Genomic DNA, 20,416 nt, shown 5'->3' with positions numbered 1-20,416 from the left:
CGGCCCTAGCAGCTAGAATGCCGTCTGGAGAATCGCCCTCGTGCCGACGGCGATCTGGTAGAAGATCTGGGTGAGCGCCTTGGCGAACTCGAGGTTCTTGCTGCGGTAGACCGGGAGCGCCATGATGGTGTCGCCCGGCTCGATGGAGGCATCAGCCACCTGCTCGACAAAACCGTTGGACTTGAAGATGAGGATATGATTTTCGTCGCTGCTCAGTTCCAGTCCACCGGCCAGCTTCAGGTAGTCCTCCAGCTGGTAGTCCTTGTTGTAGACGACCGTGTTGGGCGCAAGGACCTGGCCGGTGATGAGCACCACGTCGGTCACGCGCGGGATGACCACGATGTCGCCATCCTGGAGGAATACGTCCTCCACCTTGCCCTTGTTGGCGATGGCGACGACGCCCTTCTGCTCGGCGTTCGCCGCGCGCTTGACGAAGTCGTCGATCAACGCCGCTTCCTTGATGCGGATCTCGGCCTCGCCCGCGGTCTGCGAATTGGCGATCAGCGAATTCTGCTGCAACCGGAACAGGGAGTCGGCAAGGGCCGCCGCCTGCTGTTCCGCAACGCTTATCCGCTTGAGGTAAATGGAATCGAGCTTGGCGTAGGTCTTGTCTACCGCAATGTAGTTCAACAGGGCGTGCAGACGGGTGCCCCGCTTGACGAAGAACTGGGACCGGCCCGCGATGGCGCCCTCCACATAGACCACGATCATTTCCGCGGGGCTGTCGGAGAGAAATTCGACGGTGTCTTCATCCATGACCTTGGCGTACTTGAACTCGTCCAGGGTCAGATACTTCTTGAACGGCTCGCGGTTCCGATAACCCTGAAGGCTCACGTGGGTGACCCCGGCCATTGGCAGCGAGCAGTCCATGATGTCCGAGCCCATTGCATATCTGTCGTTGAACTCGAACCAGGCCTGGAAGCGCACCTGGCCATTGACGCCAACCTTGATGCCCCGCTCCTTGACCACGATGACGTCGCCCTCCTCGAGCTTGACCGGCGAAAGCTTTCCGTCCCGGATGAAGTCGTAGAGGTCGATGTTGGCCACTTCCTTGCCCTTGCGCATGATGGAAATGTCCCGGTAGGATCCGCGGAACGAGTCGATGCCGCCCGCCAAGTCCAGAAAATACAGAATCGAGTCGGTAGAACCGCCCGCGTACCGTCCGGGCCTCAACACCTGGCCGGACACGAATACCGACAGCGGATTGGGAGTCAGGAGGTCGATGTAGCTCTTGATGTACTCCCTTTGATAGACGTTCTCCACGGCCTTCATGACCACCTTGGCAAGGCTGCCGTTGGGGACGCCCATGACCTTGATGGGGCCGACAGTCGGGATGAAGATGTTGCCGAGCAGATCGACGGTCAGCTCCTGCTCAAAGTTGAACGCGCCCCAGATGCGCACGCCGATCCGGTCCCCGTACCGGATGAGGTAGCTCGGGTTCCGCTCGTCATAATAGGTGCTGGAAAAATGGCCGGAAAAAAGGGACTGGCCGTAAACCGGGAGTTCGGGGAACGGCACGGTCTCGAACGGGTGCCTGGCATCCGTGTTCCCATAGGCCGGGTCCTGTCCGGTGGGCATCATCACATTGAACCGCTGATGCAGGGTGCGGTGGCTTTTCTCCGCTTCTATTCCGCCCATGGTCGTCTTGGTTTCGACCCCGGAAAAGGGTTTGGGCGGGGTATACGTCGGATAGTTTGGTTCGGCATCGCCCCCTTCCGCATTCCCATCCTGCTGTCCCATGGTCATGTTGTTGATCTGGAGGGAATCGGAATTGGGCAAAAACAGCCCCTGATGCGTATCCTGCGCCAACCCGTTTACGGGAAGAAGCAGAACAAGAAGTAGGGCCAGGAGGGAAAAACAACGCATCAATTATACTCCTATGTGCTCTTTGACGGCCGCTACGATGAACAGAATCAATGCATACCCCAGAGCCACGACGACAACGCTCAAAATGGCAAAGGAAATACGTTCAGGATACAACGCCTCATCGGGCAACTGCGGTTTCTGGATCGCCTCCAGGTAGATGGTCTTGCTCTCGCTCATGATTCGGGCGGATTCCAACGCATTCAAGGCAGTCGTATAATAATTCCTGGCGAATTCATTTTCAAGGAGCAACGCCTCGTACTCCTCCAGCTGCGACAGCATGATGGGGTTCGAGGACCCGGTCAGCCGCTCCCTCTCCTTGGCGAGCTGGGACGTCAGCTTGGCGATGTTTTCCTTCAGGGAAGACACTTCGAAGCTCTTCGAGCTCATGAACTGTTCTTTGGTTTCCAAATCAACGCTCAACATCGAGATCTGGGACTCCAGGCTGGCGATGATGCCGATGCGTGAATTGGCGGTGGCCGACGGATCAAGCTCGAGGTTCTTGGACCGAAACGCCGAAAGCGCCGTCTTGGAATTGGAATAGCGCTGCTCTGCCAACTTCACTTCATTCAAGGCCAGCTTCAAACTGTCCTCACGAACACGATCGTTCAGATGGTTCATGAGGTTTTCACTTTTGTCGAGGACCTCTTCCGTAATGGCTTTAGCCATTTCGGGGGTGAACGCTCTCACGTCGACGGTCAGGATACTGGTCTGCGAATCGAAGACGGCCTGCGCCACCGACAACCAGTAGGCGAGCTGATTTTCACTGGAGGCGTTGGGCGCCATTCTGGAAATGAAATCAGCCGAATCCGAAGAATAATGGCCCTTGAGGTCGAGTTTGGCGTCAATGGCCTTATACATGTCATAGGACTGTATATACTCCTGCACGAGATAGCAATCCGGGGTGTTCGACCCTCCCGCGCCCAGAATGGAGGCAAGGCCGCCCAAAGCCATGTCCTTTTGACCTCTTACCGCAAACTTGACCGTGGACACGTACATGTCGGATGCAATGAAGAGAAAGTACACGACAGGCAGCAGAGACAATGAGAGGAGCAGGATCTGTACTTTTTTCTTCACGACGTCTCTCTTTTATTTTCCAAAAAATAAAACATATCAAAGAGATTCATATAACTCTAGCCCTTTATCCACGTCATCGAACTTAATGATCTTCCCTTTGTCGAAAACAAACACCCGATCGCAGTAGCTGCTTATGGTTTGCGGGTTGTGTGAGACTATGATCAGTGTCGCGTATTTTTTCATTTTAGCGAATTCGTACTTGCACTTGTACTTGAACTTGGCATCGCCGACAGCCGTGATCTCGTCGATCAGGTAGAAATTGAATTTGATGGCCATGCTCAGCCCGAACGCCAGCTTGGCACGCATACCCGAGGAGTAGGAGGACACCGGCATGTACAAGTAGTCGCCAAGCTCGCTGAACTCAAGGACAAAATCCATGACTTCCCGGTAGTCCACGGCATAGACCCGGCAGACGAAACGCAAGTTCTCAAACCCGGTCATACTTCCCTGGAAGCTGCCGGCAAAACCGATGGGCCAGGAAACCGTGCCGACGCGGGTCACAGTCCCGCTGGTCGGCAGTTCCGCCCCACCGAGAATACGCAACAAAGTCGATTTCCCGGCGCCGTTTCGACCAAGAAAACCGACGTTCACACCCGGTTCCAAGACAAAGGAAACATCATCCAAGACGGTATTGTAACCTTTTCGAGTCTTGTACCGTTTGACGACATTCTTTCCAATAATCACAGCTTATCCGTCTTTGTTCGAGTTACGACTTCCAATGCCATACCTCCCAGCAGCGTGACGATAACGACGAGCGACACGAAACCGGGACGAAGGGACTCGCCGCCTGTGTAAGAATAGGAGAAACTGGTTCTGGAGTACTCCACCAATTGAAGTATTGGATTCCAATCAATCAGGAATTTCATGCTGGAAGGCAAGTGCGACAGGGAGAACATCACGCCTGAAATGAACACGCCGATGCGCATGATCATCGAAATCAAAACGCCTACGCTTTCCGTGTACCGCCTGACGGCACAGCAAATCAATCCAATCCCAAGGCCGAGCAGCAGGAGCAGCGTGATCGAATACAAAAGGGGCCACAGGGATGGGATCGGATACGAATACCCCAGCAGGTAGGCTATGGTCATCAGGATGACGAACACCACCAGATTGGTCGCGGTGATGAGCAACCCCCTTGCCAAGGCCAGGTCGAAATATCGGACCTTGGAAAAATACAGCAGCGCATTGTTGGCCTCAACGGCCATCATGACCTTGGTGACGGTATCCGAGAAGATGCGCCATGCGGTAAAACCGCAGATCAAAAAGACCGGCAACGGCAGGCCCGGAATAGTGCCGGAGTGCACAACCGCCCGGATAACCCAGATTACCACCACGTTGAAGGCGGTCTGAATGACGACCCAAAGATAGCCGAACTTGCTGCGCCCGAAGACGGACTTGGTCTCGCGCAGCATGAGGGCGTAGATGACCCGTATCTGGACCATCAACGCCTCTTTGAAATTTTGAGCTACCTTGACGTGACTAAACATATTTCAAGATTACCTTTTATTCTTCGCGTAGACTTCAAGCACCACCCGACCGATCTCCTCCGCCTTGATCTCTCGGCGCGAGGTTCCCGCCTCGGAGTCGGACCAGACGAGGTAGTCCGTGTCGGGCTCGGGGCAGCGGTTCTCCGGGACGCAGCCCACATGGTCGCCGTACATGGCCACAACCCGAGGGCGGCTGTCTCCCGTCCTATCGGCCGCAAGGCGACCCAGCATGAGGTCCGTATTCCTCAAATGCGCCAAATAGGCGGCAAAACCGTCATCCGCCCAGTGAGGGACGCCCAGCGATTGGCGGTCGACCCCGGTGCTCTCGAAACGCTCCTTGTCCCAGGGACCGTGCGCCTCGATGGTCACGGCGAACACGAACACCGGGACTTCGGACTTGTCAAGCAGGTCGAGGATGTGCCCGGCCAACGCGTCGTCGCTTATGTAAGGACCAAACCGCCTGGTCGAATCAAATACCCCTTCACCATGCAATTCGTCAAATCCGAGATTCGGGATCACCTTGTCCCGCCGGAAAAAGCGCAGATCGTAGGGATGCACGCAAATGCAGCGGTATCCTTGACTTTTGAAATGGGAGGCCAGGCTCCAGACGCGCCGGCGGGAGGCCGTAAGATACGGGTTCATGCCGTCGCTGCCAAGGGCGTTGTTGGGGATGCCGGTGAGCACCGAAAATTCCGTGCGCATGGTGTACGCCCCGTGGGCCGAGACGTGCATACGGCCGGAGACGCCCTCCCCTGCCAGCCGGTCGTAGTTGGCGAACAGGTTCCGGTCAATGGCCGGGTCCACCCTGCGGATATCGAAGAACGACTCGGCCTGGACCAGGACAACGTGGGGCTTGGGGGCCGGGATGTCGCCAAGGACTTTTTCGGGCCACACGCAGTGCGCCGACCGCTCGTCCGCCGGGATGGGACCGGCGTCGCCGTCGCGCCCTTCGCGGTGCACGTAGGCCAGGAAATGGAGCAGCAGGGAGCCGGTCAGGCCGAAGCGCGCGAAGTCCTTGTTCGGGTCAAAGGACGGCTTGCGGCGCGCGACCCACGCCCGAACCCGTCGCCGTCCCTCGCCGGTAAAGCAGAAGCCCACGAATCCGGCGACGGCCAGGGACAGGACAAGGAGGGTCTTGGGGAACCACTCCCCCTCCGCACCGAGCGGCGGCTGCGCCCAGTAGAGCAGCGCCATGAGCGCGGCCAGGCCGGACACGGCCAGGACCACGGGGAGCGGGAAAATATACGGAAAATAGAACCGGGGATGGCGGAGCATCTGGGCGAACAGGCCGAAGTCCACGAAGACCAGCGGCTCCTTGAACTGGGAGAGCTTGAGACGGTTCACGGCAAAGAGCAGCAGCTCGCCGCCGATGACCAGCAGCCCGGAGAACAGGGACCGGCCGGTCATGAGCAGGAAGGTCGAATAAAGCAGGGTCACGAGCAGCAGGGGCGTGCCGTCCACCAGGACGTCGAAGGATTTGCCCCGGCAGCCGGAGGCGTCCAGTCGGTTCAGCCACAGGGCCAGCCCGGCCACCGCGAGATAGGAGAGAATCGCCGCGGCCACGCCTACTCCTTGCCCAGGGGGGAATCCCCGTCGGGCCGCACGCTGCATTTGAAGAAGGTTCGCAACACCCAGTTCGCCACCGGCTCGACGAGCAGGTTCAGGCTCCACACCCCCACGGCGAGGAGGCGCGGGAAAATGATCTCCGCCTTGTTGCGTTCCAGACCGCTGCGGATTCGTCGGGCCGCCTCGGCCGAGCTGCAGCTGAACGGCTTGCCGCCCACGTACCGGCGGCTCATGGGCGAATCCACGAACCCCATGGTGACCACGCTGACCTTCACCCCCGAGCCGGAGAGCCAGGCGCGGAGGGCCTTGCCGTAGATTCGGACGGCTCCCTTGGACGCGCTGTAGGCCGGGGTGTCCGGGAAACCGCGCAGCCCGCTGATGGAGCCGATGATGGCAAGCTGGCCAGCGCCGCGCTCGCGCATGCGCTCGGCCAGGGGATGCACCGTGGCCACCACCCCGAGGGTGTTGACCTGAAACAACCGCTCCACGTCGGCGTAGGGTTCGCCCGACCCGTCGGGCTTGATGGCCGAGGAGACCCCCGCGTTGGCGAAGGCCAGGTCCACGGCACGGGCGCGGTCCACGGCCAGGACCCAGTCCCGCAGGGCGTGCGCCTCGCGGACATCAAGGACCTGCGTGTCGACTTCGGCGCCCTTCTCGCGGCACTGGGCCGCGATCGTATCGAGCCGCTCGCCGGACCTGCCGGTCAGGGACAGCAGCACGCCCGGCGCGGCATACTCCAGCGCCAGGGCCTGCCCCACCCCGCCGGTGGCGCCGGTGATGAGCACGTGGGTCGGGGTCACGCCAGCTCCTTGCACATCTGCAGCTTGCCGGTCTTGTAGGGCAGCAGCTTGTGGTCGGGAAAGGAAAAGGTCCGGGTCTGGACGAATCCGTGGCGGGTGTAGAAGCGCACGGCCCGCTCGTTGCCCTTCCAGACGTGCAGGCTGAGCCTGGTCAGCCCCTCCTTGCGCGCCCACTCGGCGGCCACGTCCATGAGCACGTCGGCCAGCCCATCGCCCCGGTATTTTTCGGACACCCAGAAGGTGTTGATGAACAAGGAGTTCTCTTCGGCCGAGTTGAGCAGCTCCTCGACCACCTGGTATTTCTCTTTGGAGAGATAGCGCCGGGTCATGTCCGAAGCCACCTGCTGGTTCCAGGGATAGGCCAGGATCAGGCCGATGATCTCGCCCTCCTCCTCGCACACGACCATGTTCCGGTAGCTGTACAGGGAATCCTCGGTGACCACCTGGGAATGGAGGATGAGATGGGGCTTGGTGAAGGGGATCACCCCGGTCAGGATGTAGTCCACCAGACCGCCGGAGGTCTCCTGGACAATGGAGGTCAGGCGGTTTGATTCCTCTGCCTCGGCCGGTCGAAATTCAATAGTCATGGTTCCTCTTACGTCGCCGCAGGGCGCAAGGCAAGGCGCTCGAAAACGCCCGCGATCGCCGCGTCGATCCCTTCGTCTGTGTAATAGTTGCCGCGCACCAGCGCGCGGTGGGACAGGACCCTGACGAACCGTTCGAGCAGTTCGCGGTCCGCATGGACCGGGTCTTTCCAAAAATCTTCCAGGGGCAGCTCCTCCGGGGTCGCCGCCAGGCCGGGGAAGCCGTAAATCGACCGCCCCAGGCAATACACGGGACGATCGGCCAGCAGCCCTTCCAGCCCCATGGTGGAGTTGACCACGACCATGCCCCGGCAGCGGGCCATGAGCAGCTTGCCGTCCCCGCCGTCCAGATAGACCACGCGGTCGCCCAGCCCCAGGCGGTCGGCGGCCTCGGCCACCACCTCGCCGTACGGGATCAGCCCGTTGTCCAGGGGGTGGTTCTTGACCACCAGCCGGGTTCCCTCCGGCGCTCCGTGGGCAAAGGAGGCGAGCACGTTGCGGATGGCGTCCGGCACATCCGCGAAATCGGAGTTGAGCCGGATCTGGAAATCCGAGTTCAACTGCAACGGATAGAGAAAGAACGGCCCGGGATCGGCCAGCAGCCGGTCCTGCGTCCGCGCCGCCCTCTCGGCCCGCCCTTTGCGATCCAGGTAGCGCGGCAGCCAGCCCACCAGCTCGCGCCCGATGACGTAGGGCCGGTGGGTGCGGTAGAAGGGAAACACGCTCCACAAAAGCACGTTGCCCACGTGGTGCCGGACGGTGTCCATGACCCTGATGCGCAGGGAATTGGGGATCACCGGCAGGTCCTGGACCGGGTCCAGGCCCTCGGCGGCCCGCCCGACCTCCTCCGCGCTCCGGGGGAGCGTGGACCGGGCGTTCACCCCCTCCGGCTCGAAGGTGATGTAGCTGGGCTGGAGGTACCCCTCCTCAAAGACCCAGACGCGCACGTTGCGCTCGCGGGCCGTACCGATGGCCGCGCGGTGGATCTCCCGGCGGTCGCCGAACAGCAGCAGGTCCGTGACGGAAAGCTCGTCCATGAGGCGGCCTGCCCGCCCGGGCCAGCGGGACCTCGGGCCGTTGAAGATGCGCGTGTTCTCCCCCCGCCAGAACAGGACGTCCCCGCCGCAGAAGTTGACCTTGGCCACCCCGTGTCCCTGCGCCGCCAGGGCCTCGCCGAGCCGCTTGAAAAAACGGCTCTGCGGCCCTTGCAGCAGAAGGAAGGAGCGTTGCCGCGTCATCCTGCCTCCGTTAGTTGGATGCGGATTCGTCCGAGAAGGAGGTGGCCAGCTTGCGGACCTTGGGCAGTTCCTCGGCCACGATGGCCAGCGCCTGGGCGATCTGCTCCTTGGAGTGGGAATAGGAAAGGAAGAACCGCAGCCGCGCCGCGCTGTCCTCCACCGCCGGGTAGATGATCGGCAGGACGTTGACCTTGCGCTTGTGCATGGCCGTGGACAGCAGCCCGGCGACCAGCGAGTTGCCCACGATCAGCGGGGCCACGGCAAAGCCCTGTCCGTGCCCGGTATCCAGGCCGAGCCGCTTGGCCTCCTGAATGAAGAAACCGCCCAGCTCCTGGATGCGCTTGGCCCGTTCCGGCTCCTCCACCAGGATGCGCAGGGCCTCGGCCGAGGTGGCGGCCATGGCCGGGGGCATGCCCACGCTGTAGACGAACCCCGGGGCGGAATACTTGAGATATTCGGTCAGCGGTTTACGCCCGGCGATGTAGCCGCCGCAGCCGCACATGGACTTGCTCAGGGTCCCCATCCAGATGTCCACGTCGCCAGAGTCCACGCCGAAATGCTCGGCCACGCCGTGTCCGGTCTCGCCGACGACGCCCAGGGCGTGGGCCTCGTCCACCATGAGGAAGCACTTGAAGCGCTTCTTCAGCTCGATGAGGCGCGGCAGGTCGGGCAGGTCGCCGTCCATGCTGAACAGCCCCTCGGTGGCGATGAGGCACCGCTTGTGCGAGGCACGGCTGTCGGAAAGCAGCCGCTCCAGGGCGTCGTAGTCATTGTGGGGGTAGGAGAACCGGGCGGCCCCGGACATCTTGGCCCCGTGGATGATGGAGTTGTGGCTCAGGGCGTCGTAGACGATCATGTCGTTGCGGTTGAGCAACTGGGAGATGGTCCAGATGTTGGTGGCATGCCCGCTGACGAAGGCCAGGCAATCCTCGGTCCCGTAGAAGTCGGCCAGTCCGCGCTCCAGCTCCCGGTGCGGCGGACGTTCGCCGGACACCAGCCTGCTGGCCGATGCCGAGGTGCCGTACTTCCTCACGGCCTCGCACGCGGCGTTGTTCAACCGCTCCGTGCCGTTGAGGCCGAGGTAGTCGTAGGTGGAGAAGTTCAGGTACTCCTCGCCGTTGATCCGGGTCGTGTCCTTGGCCAGTCCGTCGTGGCACAGAAAGTACGGCTCCATGATGCCCGTCTGGACGGCGATGGTCTGATGGATCTTCAGCTCCTTGTACCCGGGCAGCTGACTGAAGTCGCACATGGAATCGGGGATGCCCGCCACCACGGACCGTCTGGCCGGCGCGCGCGCGGGAAACGCCGGCTCCCGAACCGGACTTGGACATCTGGGCTATCAGGCTGTCCTTGGCGTTTGCCGTCAGTCTGGAGAATTTCTTGGAATCGCTCACTGTTACTCCGTTTTTTCCAATTCGCTGTTCACGGAGTCCAAGGTCTTGGACACCGTCTCGGACGAGACGGCGATGCCGTGCTTCTCGCGCATGATGGCGGCGACCTCTTCGGCTTCGTCCCGGTTCTCGGCGCCGCCGGAGAGCAGCGCCTCGTAAATCCGCTCGGAAAGGGCGGTCAGGTCGGAAGAGACGTTCATGGAGAAGGAGGAGACCTTTACTCCGTAGCGCTCCTCGATGAGCAGGCCCAGCTCCACGGCCATCAGCGAATCAAGCCCCAGTTCGGCGATGGACAGGGTGGTGTCCATGGACTCGAACGGTATCTTGAGCATGGCCGCCACCTCGATGCCGATGGATTCGACCAGGGCCGCGATGGCCTCGTCGCGCTCCAGGGCGAGGATGGACTTGGCCGAGTCGCCGCACAGGGTGCGCTGGGTCGCGCCGCCCTTGAGCTCCTCGATCCAGTTGAACATGGTCGAGCCGATGAACTTGAGGTCGCGGACCCGGTTCCAGTCAAGGTTGAAGTAGAAGAGGTTGGCGTAGCTGTCGTCCGGGGAAAGCTCCATGTAGTCGAGGGCCTGCTTGGACGGCAGCTCGGACACGCCCATGACCCGCTTGAGGGACTCCATGACCTCGGGCGCGGCGGTCAGCATGCCGGTGTCCGAGATGGGTCCCCAGCCGTAGGTCACGGCGGGGAGCCCGATGGCGCGGCGATGCTGGGCCAGGGCCTCCAGGACCATGTTGGCGGCCACGTAGTTCACCTGGCCCGGATTGCCGAGCACCGTGGTGGCCGAGGAATACATGATGAAATGGTCGAGATCCATGTCCCGCGTGTATTCGTGGAGGCACCAGCCGCCGACCGCCTTGGCGTGCAGCGAGATCTCCACCTGTTCGCGGGTGATGTTGGCCACCATGCTGTCGCGCAACACGGCCGCGGAGTGAATCACGCCCTTGAGGGGCGGCATCTCCTTGAGCACCTCGTCCATGGCGGCCTTGAGGGAACCCATGTCCGCCACGTCCGCCTTGGGCGTGGCCACCACGGCTCCCGCCGCCTCCAGCTCCCTGACGCCCGCCCGGGCCGCCTCGGAGACGGCCCCGCTGCGGCTGAGCAGGATGATGTTGCGCGCCCCGTTGGCCACCAGCCGCTTGGCCGTGGCCAGCCCCAGGCCGCCCAGGCCGCCGGAGACCAGGTAGCTGCCGGAGCTGTCCAGGCTGTCCTTGTAGCGGTGCTTGGGCAGGGTCCGGACCCCGTGGTTGAGCTCGTCGAAGGACACGACCATCTTGCCGATGTGCTTGCCGCGCTGCATGGCCTTGAAGGCGTCAACGGCCCCGGCCCTGCTGAACACGCTGTACACCAGCGGCTTGAATTCGCCCGATTTGAACAAGGCGATCAGCTCGGAGAAGATGGCCCTCGCCTCCTTGGGCTTGCAGGCCATGTATTCGTCCAGGTCGATGCCGAAGAAGGAGATGTTCTTGCGGAGCATGCGCATGCGCAGCGGCGTGTTGCCGTAGAAGTCGCGCTTGCCGAGCTCCAGGAACCGGCCGAAGGGCTTGAGCAGCTTGAGGCTCTTGAAGAGCGCCTCGCCCGCCAGGGAGTTCAGGACCACGTCCACTCCCTCGCCGCCGGTCAGCTCCCGGCATTTGTCGTAAAAGTCCAGCGATCGCGAATCCATGACGTGCTTGACGCCGAGCAGCTTCAGAAACTCGCGCTTCTCCTCGGAACCGGAGGTGGCGAAGACCTCGGCCCCCAGCCAGTTGGCCACCTGGAGGGCGGCCAGCCCCACGCCGCCCGCGGCGCTGTGGATCAGCACCCGGTCCCCCTCCTTCACGTTGCCGAGAAGCTTGAGGGAGTAGTAGGCGGTGGAGAAGGCCACCGGGATGGTCGCCGCCTCCTCGAAGGACAAGTTGTCGGGCTTGGCGAAGACGTAGTTGGCGTCCACGCAGGTATGGGAGTCGAAGCAGGGACCGGCCATGCACATGACCTCGTCGCCCACCTGGAATTCGGTCACGCCCGCGCCGACGCCCATGACCTCGCCGGAGCACTCGAGCCCCAGCACCGGTCCGGACAGGCCGTCCTCCAGCGCCTCCACCGGGAGCATGCCCATGGAGAACATGACGTCGCGGAAGTTGAGACCGGTGGCCCTGACCTTGATCAGCACCTGCCCGGCCTCGGGCGCCAGGTCCATCTCCTGTTTCCAGTAGAGGTTGTCCAGCTTGCCCGGCTGGTCGAACATCAGCGAGATACGCGAAATGTCGTGGGCGTGGGGGTCGTTCTCGAAGAGCAGGCGGTCGAGCGGCACCAGCCGGGGGATCAACCGCTCCTTGCCGGTGAGCACGATCTCCATGGCCACGGCGGGCTCCATGAGCTCGAAGGCCAGGTCGTTGAGGATGCCGTCGTCGGGCAGGTCGCAATGCAGGTCGATGAGCTTGAGGCCCATGTCCGGCATTTCGTTGACCAGCACGCGGGCCGCGCCCCAGGCCGCGGCCTGGGCGGGGACGGCGTTCAGGCCGCGCGACTCGCAGCCCATCGCCCCGCCGCACACGACCCACAGCTCGGGGACGTTCTTGATGTCGCGGCACGCCTGGCCGAACATGATCACGCTCATGGCGCGGGTGGTCATGCGGGTCTTGAATTCGCCGCTCCGGCAGATGCGGGTGTCCATGCCCGCCAGGTTGACGACCTTCAGGGACCGGCGGCCCTTGCGCAGGGGCCTGAGCTGCATCCGCCAGGCCTCGGAGTCGCCGAGGTCGAAGACCTCGCCTCCGGCCTCGCCCAAGTCGCCGCGGAGGACGACAACTTCCTGATCGGCGGCCTCGAACCGCGTCAGCAGTCCGTCGCGCACGGCGCGGGCCGCCTCGGAGGGGACGGCGTCCTCGACCACGACCCACAGGCACTTGTCGTCGCAGACGGGCTGGGACTCACCGGCCTCGCGCTCATCGGGAGCGTTCTTGGCCAGCAGGATGTAGCTCTCGGGATAATCGGTGTTCTTCTCGCTGACCACGCGGAAATCCGCGTATCCGGCGCGCTCGAACAGCTCGCGCCAGGAGTCCATGGGCAGGAGCCTCGAAACCGGCTCGTTCTGGCTCGGCGAATGCTTCCACCAGTTCGGGTCCGCACCGAGGAAAATGTCGATGAGCGGATCGGGGTTGCGCTCGACCACGATGATCATGCCGTTCGGAGCAAGCAGTTTCCGGCAGTTGTCCAGCGCGGTTCCCAAATCATCCAGCTCGTGCAGCACATGGCTGACCAGGACAACGTCATAATCACCCGGGGAGAGGCTCTCCGGCAGCTCGATCTCGATGTCCGCCTCCACGAAGCTGACATGCTGGTTGTCGCTGTTGGCGGCCTTGAGCCGCTGGAGCACGTCGTCGCTCTTGTCCAGGCAGGTGTATTTGAGCTGCTCGCTGGGCATGGACGACAGGATGTCCTGGAGCGGACCGCCGAAACCGGCGCCCACGTCCAGGATGCGCAGCGGCCTGCCCGCGGGCAGTCTCCGGCGCAGCCGCTCGACGAGTCTGGCCACCTGGGTGTTCTGGAACCGCGCCGAGGGGCTGCGGGTGTAGAACGCCTCCAGCAGGCCGCCCGGCTCGTAGGACAGGATCTCTTCCACGTTCCGCCTGCCGCGCAGCAGATTGACCAGGTGCATGCCCAGCCGTCCCAGGACCACTGTCTCCGGCAGGTAGCCCGGATAGTCGTCGACGATGGACCGCCAGACGGTCTCGGCGTCCGGAAGCTCGAAATCGGGAGACAGGGCCCAGGTGCCGTCCTTGCAGCAGGCCGCACCCATGTTCTCCAGGAAGCGGAGCAGGTAGACCACGAAGTGGAACAGGCTCTCGTCCAGCACGCCGAAGCGGCGCAGGTCGTCGATGGAGAAGGAGAAGCCGGGCGGGAGAACGCCCTTGAGCAGGGCGTACAGATGGGAGAGCACCGCCGCCTTGCACAGCGGGCGCAGCTCCTCGTAGTACTGCAGCCGCCGGTACTGTTCGGCGAGCTCGTCCAGATCCTTCTCCACCTCGCCGAACAGCTCTTCGGTGGACGGGAAATTCAAACCGGACAGACGGCCGGGGTGCTCGATGGGGACCAGGTCCACGGAGAACGCCCGCTGGCCGCGCAGCCCTTCGCCGCGCCCGCGCAGCCGGATGAACCGGCACTCCTGAAGGTGACCGAGTACCTCGCCCTGCTCGTCGAGCAGCTTGAACTCCGCCATGGCCGAATGGTCGGTCAGCCGGGTCAAGGTGGCCAGGGCGTAGCAAATGGCGCCCGGCCGATACATGGACACCCGCCCGAACCAGGCGGGCAGAAATGCGTCGTGCAGCTCGCCCCCGGCCACGGACGGAATCAGGGCCAGCAGGGTGTGAAAGCAGCCGTCCAGCAGACAGGGGTCGAAGACCACACCGCCGTGATCGATGCGCGGCTTGCCGTCGAGCATGGCCAGCGCCCGGTCGTCGTCGATCCAGGCATTCTTCAGGGGCTTGAAGAGCGGGCCGAACTCCAGCCCGGCCTCGCGGGCCTCGGCATAGAGCCGCCCCACGTCCACCTTGTCGCCGAAGGAGTCGGGATTGGTCACGTCCACCGGTGGCAGCACCTGGGGCACGTCCACCTTGAGGGCGAGGCGTCCCGCGGCGTTCAGGGTCCACTGCTCCTCGCTGAGCAGCGGCTTGCTCTCCAGCCGGAAGGTGCCGTCCTCGGGCGAAACCGTGCAGCGCACGTCCATGGCCGGGGATACCGGCACCGGCAGCGGGCGCATCAGGGCCAGGTCGATGACCTCCTGCCCCACCTGGTCAAAGACCTCCGTGGCGGCGGCCAGGGCCATCTCGATGATCGCCGCGCCGGGCAGGATCACGTCCCCGTAGATGACGTGGTCGCCCAGGATGGGCACGAGCACGGAATCAAGGGTGTTTTCCCAGGCGTAGAGGTCGCCGTCCTTGCGGAAGCCGATCAGCGGATGAGCCATGGCCCGTTTGAGCAGTCCCGTGGACTTGATCGTGGGCGGCAGGGAAACGTCCACCTTGTCCCAATTGTAGAGCGGCAGCTTGACGGACGTCCGCCCCTCGGACACGTGCCGGGTGAAGTCCACGGGCGCGCCTTGGACGAACGCCTGTTTCCAGACGGTGTTGAAATGCTTGTCGCCGTCCTTGTTGGCCCGCATGGTCGGGAGCACCTTGGCCGGGCGGCCAGCGCCCTTGACGGTCCCGGTCAGGAAACGGCCGAGCACGGCGTTGGGGCCGACTTCCAGAAACAGCCCCGCCCCCATGTCCAGGGCGCGGAGGGTGGCCTCGTGGAAATGCACCCGGTCGCGGATGTTCATCCACCAGTAATGCGCATCGAGCCCGTCGCCGTCGACGACATCACCGTTGTGCGCGGAGATGAACGGGATGGTCCCCTTGGAGGGAGCCAGCCCGTCGAGACGGGAAAGCAGGTCGTCCTTGAACGGCTCCATGTGGCGGCTGTGGAACGGATAGTCGAGCTTGAGCATGCGGAACACGCCGCCCTCGCGCTTGATCCGCTCCTGGACGGCCAGCAGCCCCTTCTCGGAACCGGACAGGGTCACGAACTCAGGCGCGTTGGACGCGGCCACCTCGATCTCCCCTCCTTCCACCTCCGGCAGGGCCAGGGCGTCCTCCAGGGAGTACTTGACCACGGCCATGCGGCCGGTGCCCAGGCTCTTCGCCTGGACGATGCTGCGGTGGTAGATGACCTCGCACGCCTGGCGCAGGTCGAGCGCTCCCGCCGCATAGGCGGCGGTGACCTCGCCCACGGAATGGCCGTACACCATGTCCGGGACGATGCCCTTGGATTCCAATGCCTTGAGCATGCCTATCTGATAGGCCAGCAGCATGGGCTGGGAGACCTCGGTGAGGTTGACCTCCTGCCCTTCCTCGCGCTGCATCCGCTCGGCCAGGGACCAGCCCAGCAGGGGCGAGATGATGGCGTCCATCTCGTCCACGGTCTGGCGGAAAATTTCGTTGGTGGCGTAGAAAGCGCCGCCCATGCCGTCCCATTGCGCGCCGTTGCCGGAGAAGGCGAAGGCCAGCTTCGGGCTGCCCGAACCGGCCGCCCCGGACACGATCTCCGCGTCGCTTTCGCCCTCGGCGAATTTCCGGAGCGACTCGGCCACGGCGTCGCCGTCCGCGCCCTCGGCAACCAGCCGGTGAGCCATGAGCTCGCGCGCCAGGACCGCGCCCCCGGCCAGAGCGGCGTAGTCCCCGCCCTCCTCGATGGCGTCCGCATAGGCGCCCGCCAGCCCGCGAAGGCTGCCCTCGCTCTTGGCCGACAGGAACAGGGGCGGGCACGCCTCCCCTTCCAGGACCGACTGCGTCTCGCCGGGACCGAACTCCCTGAGCAGGGCGTGGGCGTTGGTGCCGCCGAAACCGAAGGAGTTGACGCCCACCAGGACCGGGCCGCCCGTATCGGGCAGCGGGGTTGCGCCGACAACGGGCTCGATGTTCAGCCCCTTGAAATCGATGGTGTCCAGCGGCTTCTTTAAATGGATATTGGGCGGGACGACCTTGTTCTTGATGATCAGGATGCTGCGCAGCATGCCGGTCACGCCGGAGGCGGGCTCCAGGTGGCCCACCGAGCTCTTGGCCGAGCCGATGAGCAGCGGCTTGGCGCGCTTCTGGCCGACCACCGCCCCGATGGAGCCGACCTCGGTGGGGTCGCCCGCCGCGGTGCCGGTGCCGTGGGCCTCCATGTAGGCCACGGAATCCGGATCGACCTTGCCCTCGCCGTAGATCTCGGACAGAAGCTTCTTCTGCCCCTCGATGTTGGGGAAGGACATGCCGGGAACGGTCATGCCGTCGGAGTTGCTGCCCGAGGCATTGATGACCGCGTGGATGACGTTGCCGTCGCGCACCGCGTCGTCAAGACGCTTGAGCAGGTACAGCACACCGCCCTCGGAGCGCACGTAGCCGTTGCCGTCCTGATCGAAAACCTTGCACCGGCCGTGCTCGGCGAGCATCTGCGCCTTGGAGAAACCGATGTACGGGAACGGGCTGTACAGGCTGTTCACGCCGCCCGCGATGGCGGTGTCGCCGCCGTCCTGCTCCAAAAACTTGCACGCCTCGTACACCGCCACCAGCGAGGACGAACAGGCCGTGTCCAGGGTCAGGCTGGGGCCGTGCAGGTCGTAGACGAAGGAGAGACGGTTCGAGACGATGGACAGGGAGTTGCCGGTCATGGAGAACGGGCCGAGGTTCCACGGGTCGTCCGAGGCGGACAACGCCGCATCCATGGAGCTTGCGCCCATGAAAACGCCGGTGTTGGAACCGGCGATGGACGAAGGCTTTATGTTTCCGTTTTCGAACATCTCCCAGGCGATTTCCAGGGCGAGCCGCTGCTGCGGGTCCATGGACTGGGCCTCCCGCTCGGAGATGCCGAAAAATTTGCAGTCGAAGAAGTCGATGTCGTCCACGACACCGGCGGAGAAGGTGATGCTCCTGCCGGGAGCGGACCTCAAGCCGTGAAGAAACCGGTCCCTGCACCAGCGGTTGGCCGGGATCTCGGTCACCCCGTCCACGCCGTTGATCAGAAGATTCCAGAAATCCTCACAATTCCGAACTCCACCCGGAAGACGGACGCCAATCCCGACAATGGCAACGTTGCATGAAATGGAAGACATAAACCTGCGTTCTGGATGTTATTTATTTGGAAAACGAAGATATATCATTGCCGCAATGAAAATCGAACTGTGACATACAACTTATCGTACTGTCCAACAAGTGTTTTTTGGCTCCCTGTTCCTTGCCCGTCCGCAGCTATTCCGGATCGAGTAACAACCGATATCACAACGTTTTTTGCATCTCACGTCCCCCACGCACGTTATGGACCAAACGTCAATCGGTTTATAATCGGCAAGGAATCGTCACCGCCGCGTCCAACGGCGGCGGGAGCGACGTCTTTGGCTCCGGAATCTCCTCCGCCGACTCCTCCGACCCCGGCGCGGGCTTCTTCCCGCTATGGACAGGATCGATGGTAACTTCCCTCGCTTCCCCGTACCTGTCAACAGTTCTTCGCAAGCGCCTGCGCTCCTCGCCCCTCGTTCTTGACCGGCCGTACCGGGGCGTGAAGGGAAACACGTGGAGCCGCAATCCTTTACAAGGTCCGGCAGATACTTTACAGTTTTTCTCTAGACAATAGAATCGCCATGCATCTCAAGCTGTTGTATGGACATTCCAGCAACAGCCGCCCCATGGATACCCGGAGATGCATCCCGGCGAGCCTCCCTGCGGGGCCACGGACGCCCGGGGCGATCCCCGGCGACCGGCCCGGCAGCGCATGACCCTCCTCCCTATAAAAGAGGATTACAGGAACAAGGTGTAACATGATCATACCAGTGATCCTTGCAGGTGGTTCCGGCACCAGGCTGTGGCCCCTTTCCCGGCAGCTCTATCCCAAACAGTTCCTGCCGCTGGTCGGCGAACGGACGCTGTTTCAGGAGACCGCCCTGCGGCTGAGCAGCGACGAGCTGCTGGCCTCGCCGATCATCGTGTGCAACGAGGACCACCGGTTCATCGTGGCCGAACAGATGCGCGAAAGCGGGCTCACGGCCTCGAAGATCATCCTCGAACCGACAGGCAGGAACACTGCCCCCGCCGTGTACATCGCCGCGCGGGTGGCCAGGACCCTGAACCCCGAGGCGTTGCTGCTGGTCCTGCCCGCCGACCACCACATCAAGAACATCGCGACCCTGCTCGACACGGTGCGAACCAGCGCCTCCATCGCCCAGGACGGCAACTTGGTCACCTTCGGGATCAAGCCCGAATATGCCGAGACCGGGTACGGATATATCGAACAGGGGACGAAAATCGACTGCGCGGAACCGGCCTTCCGCATCAGCCGGTTCGTGGAAAAGCCGGACAAGGCCACCGCAGAGCAGTATCTGGCCTCCGGAGACCATCTCTGGAACAGCGGCATGTTCCTGTTCAGGGCCGAAGACTACATGGCCGAGCTCGAAGAGCACAATCCGCGCATGGCCGAGGCCTGCCGGGAGGCGGTGGACAAGGGGCGGGCCGACCTCGACTTCTATCGCCTGGACCGGGAGAGCTTCGAAGCCTGCCCGAGCGACTCCATCGACTACGCGGTCATGGAGCACGTCCGCAACGGGGCCGTGGTCCCGCTGGACGCGGGCTGGAGCGACGTGGGCTCCTGGGGCGCGCTGTGGGACATCAAGGACAAGGACGACGGCGGCAACGTGACCATCGGCGACGTGGTCACCCACGACGTGCACGGGTCCTACCTGCACTCCACCGGGCGGCTGCTGGCCGTGGTGGGCCTCAAGGACCACGTGGTGGTCGAGACCTCGGACGCGGTCATGGTCTCGCCCAAGGACCGCGTCCAGGACGTGAAGAAGATCGTGGACACCCTCAAGGGCGGGGACCGGCTGGAAGCGTTTTCGCACAAGAAGGTCTATCGCCCCTGGGGCGCTTACGAGACCATCAACATCGAGAAGCGGTTCCAGGTCAAGCGCATCACGGTCAAGCCTGGCGCCATCCTCTCGCTCCAGAAGCACTACCACCGCGCCGAGCACTGGATCGTGGTCAAGGGAACGGCCGTAGTCACCCGCGGCGACGAGGAGATCGTGCTCAAGGAAGACGAGTCCACCTACATTCCGCTGGGCTATGTCCATCGGTTGGAGAACCCCGGCAAGATCGACCTGGAGCTCATCGAGATCCAGACCGGCAGCTATCTGGGCGAAGACGACATCGTCCGCCTGGACGACATGTACGGAAGACAGGGCGACATCCCCACGAAATAGCGCCCTCGAATCGACCACGAGGCAAAAAAAAGGCTTGGAAGCGAACTTCCAAGCCTTTTGCTTTTTGTTGGCGGAGCTTGAGGCAATGGAACGGGCTTTGCCGACAGTTGCCTCAGCGTTTCAATTTCAAGAAATCGCCATCTATGATCAGCAGTTTCACGCCGCCTTCCGACACCGATCGGTGGGAGCTCAACTCGTCCGAGACAACGTAGGACATTCCCGGCTTCAGGACGGAACGGGCTGCCCCTTGCTGTTCATTGATCACCTCGCCCTCCAGGCAATAGACGATGTGTCCCTTTTCGCACCAGTGATCGGCTTTGTATCCTTTCGAATACTCGACGACCCGGATTCTCAGGCCGTCGAATTGGATGGTCTGCCAATACGCGATTCCCGTCTCTCCCCTGTGCTCGGTTTTCGGAACCGACGACCAGTCAATGAGTTGAAATGGAATGTTCTTTGTGCTCATCGCTCCTCCTGATCAGCCATTCTATTGCCGGATTCCGCAAGCAAGCGGCGTCCTTCCGAAGCTTTCTTTAATCCACCGACTTGCCATTGTATATGCTTTTCCCATCCGCAGCAGACGGCTTGGGAGGAGAACCTCCCAAGCCTTTCTTTCCAGTATTGGCATTGAAGGGAATTACCGCAACCGCCC

The 20,416-nt window shown here is 62.8% G+C and carries 12 protein-coding genes; 1 reads left to right on the top strand and 11 read right to left on the bottom strand.

The window, feature by feature from the left end:
- Positions 1 to 12: 12 nt before the first annotated feature.
- From AWY79_RS07885 to AWY79_RS07840, 10 genes are all read right to left on the bottom strand, one after another.
- Entirely contained in the window at positions 13 to 1,779 is a 1,767-nt protein-coding gene (locus AWY79_RS07885; protein ID WP_158509875.1) for a polysaccharide biosynthesis/export family protein, read from the bottom strand.
- A gap of 90 nt (positions 1,780 to 1,869) precedes the next feature.
- The gene (locus tag AWY79_RS07880; protein WP_066802235.1) at positions 1,870 to 2,940 is read right to left on the bottom strand and encodes a KpsE/RkpR family capsule polysaccharide export protein; all 1,071 of its coding nucleotides are present in this window, start codon (positions 2,938 to 2,940) and stop codon (positions 1,870 to 1,872) included.
- 36 nt (positions 2,941 to 2,976) lie between these two features.
- Positions 2,977 to 3,564, bottom strand: coding sequence for an ABC transporter ATP-binding protein (locus AWY79_RS07875; protein ID WP_269465352.1), 588 nt, complete (start codon positions 3,562 to 3,564; stop codon positions 2,977 to 2,979).
- Between the two features lie 56 nt (positions 3,565 to 3,620).
- Positions 3,621 to 4,427 carry an ABC transporter permease gene (locus tag AWY79_RS07870; protein ID WP_078063697.1) on the bottom strand — a complete coding sequence of 269 codons (807 nt, stop codon included), beginning with the start codon at positions 4,425 to 4,427 and terminating at the stop codon, positions 3,621 to 3,623.
- A gap of 9 nt (positions 4,428 to 4,436) precedes the next feature.
- Positions 4,437 to 5,990, bottom strand: coding sequence for an LTA synthase family protein (locus AWY79_RS07865; protein ID WP_066802229.1), 1,554 nt, complete (start codon positions 5,988 to 5,990; stop codon positions 4,437 to 4,439).
- A 2-nt stretch (positions 5,991 to 5,992) separates the two neighbouring features.
- Entirely contained in the window at positions 5,993 to 6,793 is an 801-nt protein-coding gene (locus tag AWY79_RS07860) for an SDR family NAD(P)-dependent oxidoreductase (RefSeq protein ID WP_066802227.1), read from the bottom strand.
- Entirely contained in the window at positions 6,790 to 7,380 is a 591-nt protein-coding gene (locus AWY79_RS07855) for a GNAT family N-acetyltransferase (protein WP_066802225.1), read from the bottom strand. Before AWY79_RS07855 ends, AWY79_RS07860 begins: the two co-directional genes overlap by 4 nt.
- 8 nt (positions 7,381 to 7,388) lie before the next feature.
- Entirely contained in the window at positions 7,389 to 8,615 is a 1,227-nt protein-coding gene (locus AWY79_RS07850; protein WP_066802223.1) for a capsule biosynthesis protein, read from the bottom strand.
- 10 nt (positions 8,616 to 8,625) lie between these two features.
- A complete protein-coding gene (locus AWY79_RS07845) occupies positions 8,626 to 9,864 on the bottom strand; it encodes an aminotransferase class I/II-fold pyridoxal phosphate-dependent enzyme (RefSeq protein ID WP_078063881.1) in 1,239 nt (412 codons plus the stop codon).
- A 147-nt stretch (positions 9,865 to 10,011) separates the two neighbouring features.
- Positions 10,012 to 17,628 (bottom strand): type I polyketide synthase, encoded by a 7,617-nt coding sequence (locus tag AWY79_RS07840; RefSeq protein ID WP_078063694.1) that lies wholly within the window; start codon positions 17,626 to 17,628, stop codon positions 10,012 to 10,014.
- A gap of 702 nt (positions 17,629 to 18,330) precedes the next feature.
- On the opposite strand from AWY79_RS07840, the gene AWY79_RS07835 reads away from it, so the two are divergent.
- The gene (locus tag AWY79_RS07835; protein WP_066802216.1) at positions 18,331 to 19,764 is read left to right on the top strand and encodes a mannose-1-phosphate guanylyltransferase/mannose-6-phosphate isomerase; all 1,434 of its coding nucleotides are present in this window, start codon (positions 18,331 to 18,333) and stop codon (positions 19,762 to 19,764) included.
- A 112-nt stretch (positions 19,765 to 19,876) separates the two neighbouring features.
- Here AWY79_RS07835 and AWY79_RS07830 read toward each other — a convergent pair whose 3' ends face one another.
- The gene (locus AWY79_RS07830; RefSeq protein WP_066802215.1) at positions 19,877 to 20,230 is read right to left on the bottom strand and encodes a DHCW motif cupin fold protein; all 354 of its coding nucleotides are present in this window, start codon (positions 20,228 to 20,230) and stop codon (positions 19,877 to 19,879) included.
- Positions 20,231 to 20,416 lie beyond the last annotated feature (186 nt).

This window comes from Pseudodesulfovibrio indicus, assembly GCF_001563225.1.
GTDB classification, from domain to species: Bacteria; Desulfobacterota; Desulfovibrionia; order Desulfovibrionales; family Desulfovibrionaceae; genus Pseudodesulfovibrio; species Pseudodesulfovibrio indicus.
Note: the sequence above shows the minus strand (reverse complement) of the source record. Positions and strands in the feature narration are given on the sequence as shown.

Bases quoted from the DNA above. Each gene is read 5' to 3' on its own strand.
- AWY79_RS07870 (WP_078063697.1), bottom strand. From the start codon at position 4,427: ATGTTTAGTCACGTCAAGGTAGCTCAAAATTTCAAAGAGGCGTTGATG.
- AWY79_RS07855 (WP_066802225.1), bottom strand. From the start codon at position 7,380: ATGACTATTGAATTTCGACCGGCCGAGGCAGAGGAATCAAACCGCCTG.
- AWY79_RS07850 (WP_066802223.1), bottom strand. From the start codon at position 8,615: ATGACGCGGCAACGCTCCTTCCTTCTGCTGCAAGGGCCGCAGAGCCGT.
- AWY79_RS07845 (WP_078063881.1), bottom strand. From the start codon at position 9,864: ATGTGCGACTTCAGTCAGCTGCCCGGGTACAAGGAGCTGAAGATCCAT.
- AWY79_RS07840 (WP_078063694.1), bottom strand. From the start codon at position 17,628: ATGTCTTCCATTTCATGCAACGTTGCCATTGTCGGGATTGGCGTCCGT.
- AWY79_RS07835 (WP_066802216.1), top strand. From the start codon at position 18,331: ATGATCATACCAGTGATCCTTGCAGGTGGTTCCGGCACCAGGCTGTGG.
- AWY79_RS07830 (WP_066802215.1), bottom strand. From the start codon at position 20,230: ATGAGCACAAAGAACATTCCATTTCAACTCATTGACTGGTCGTCGGTT.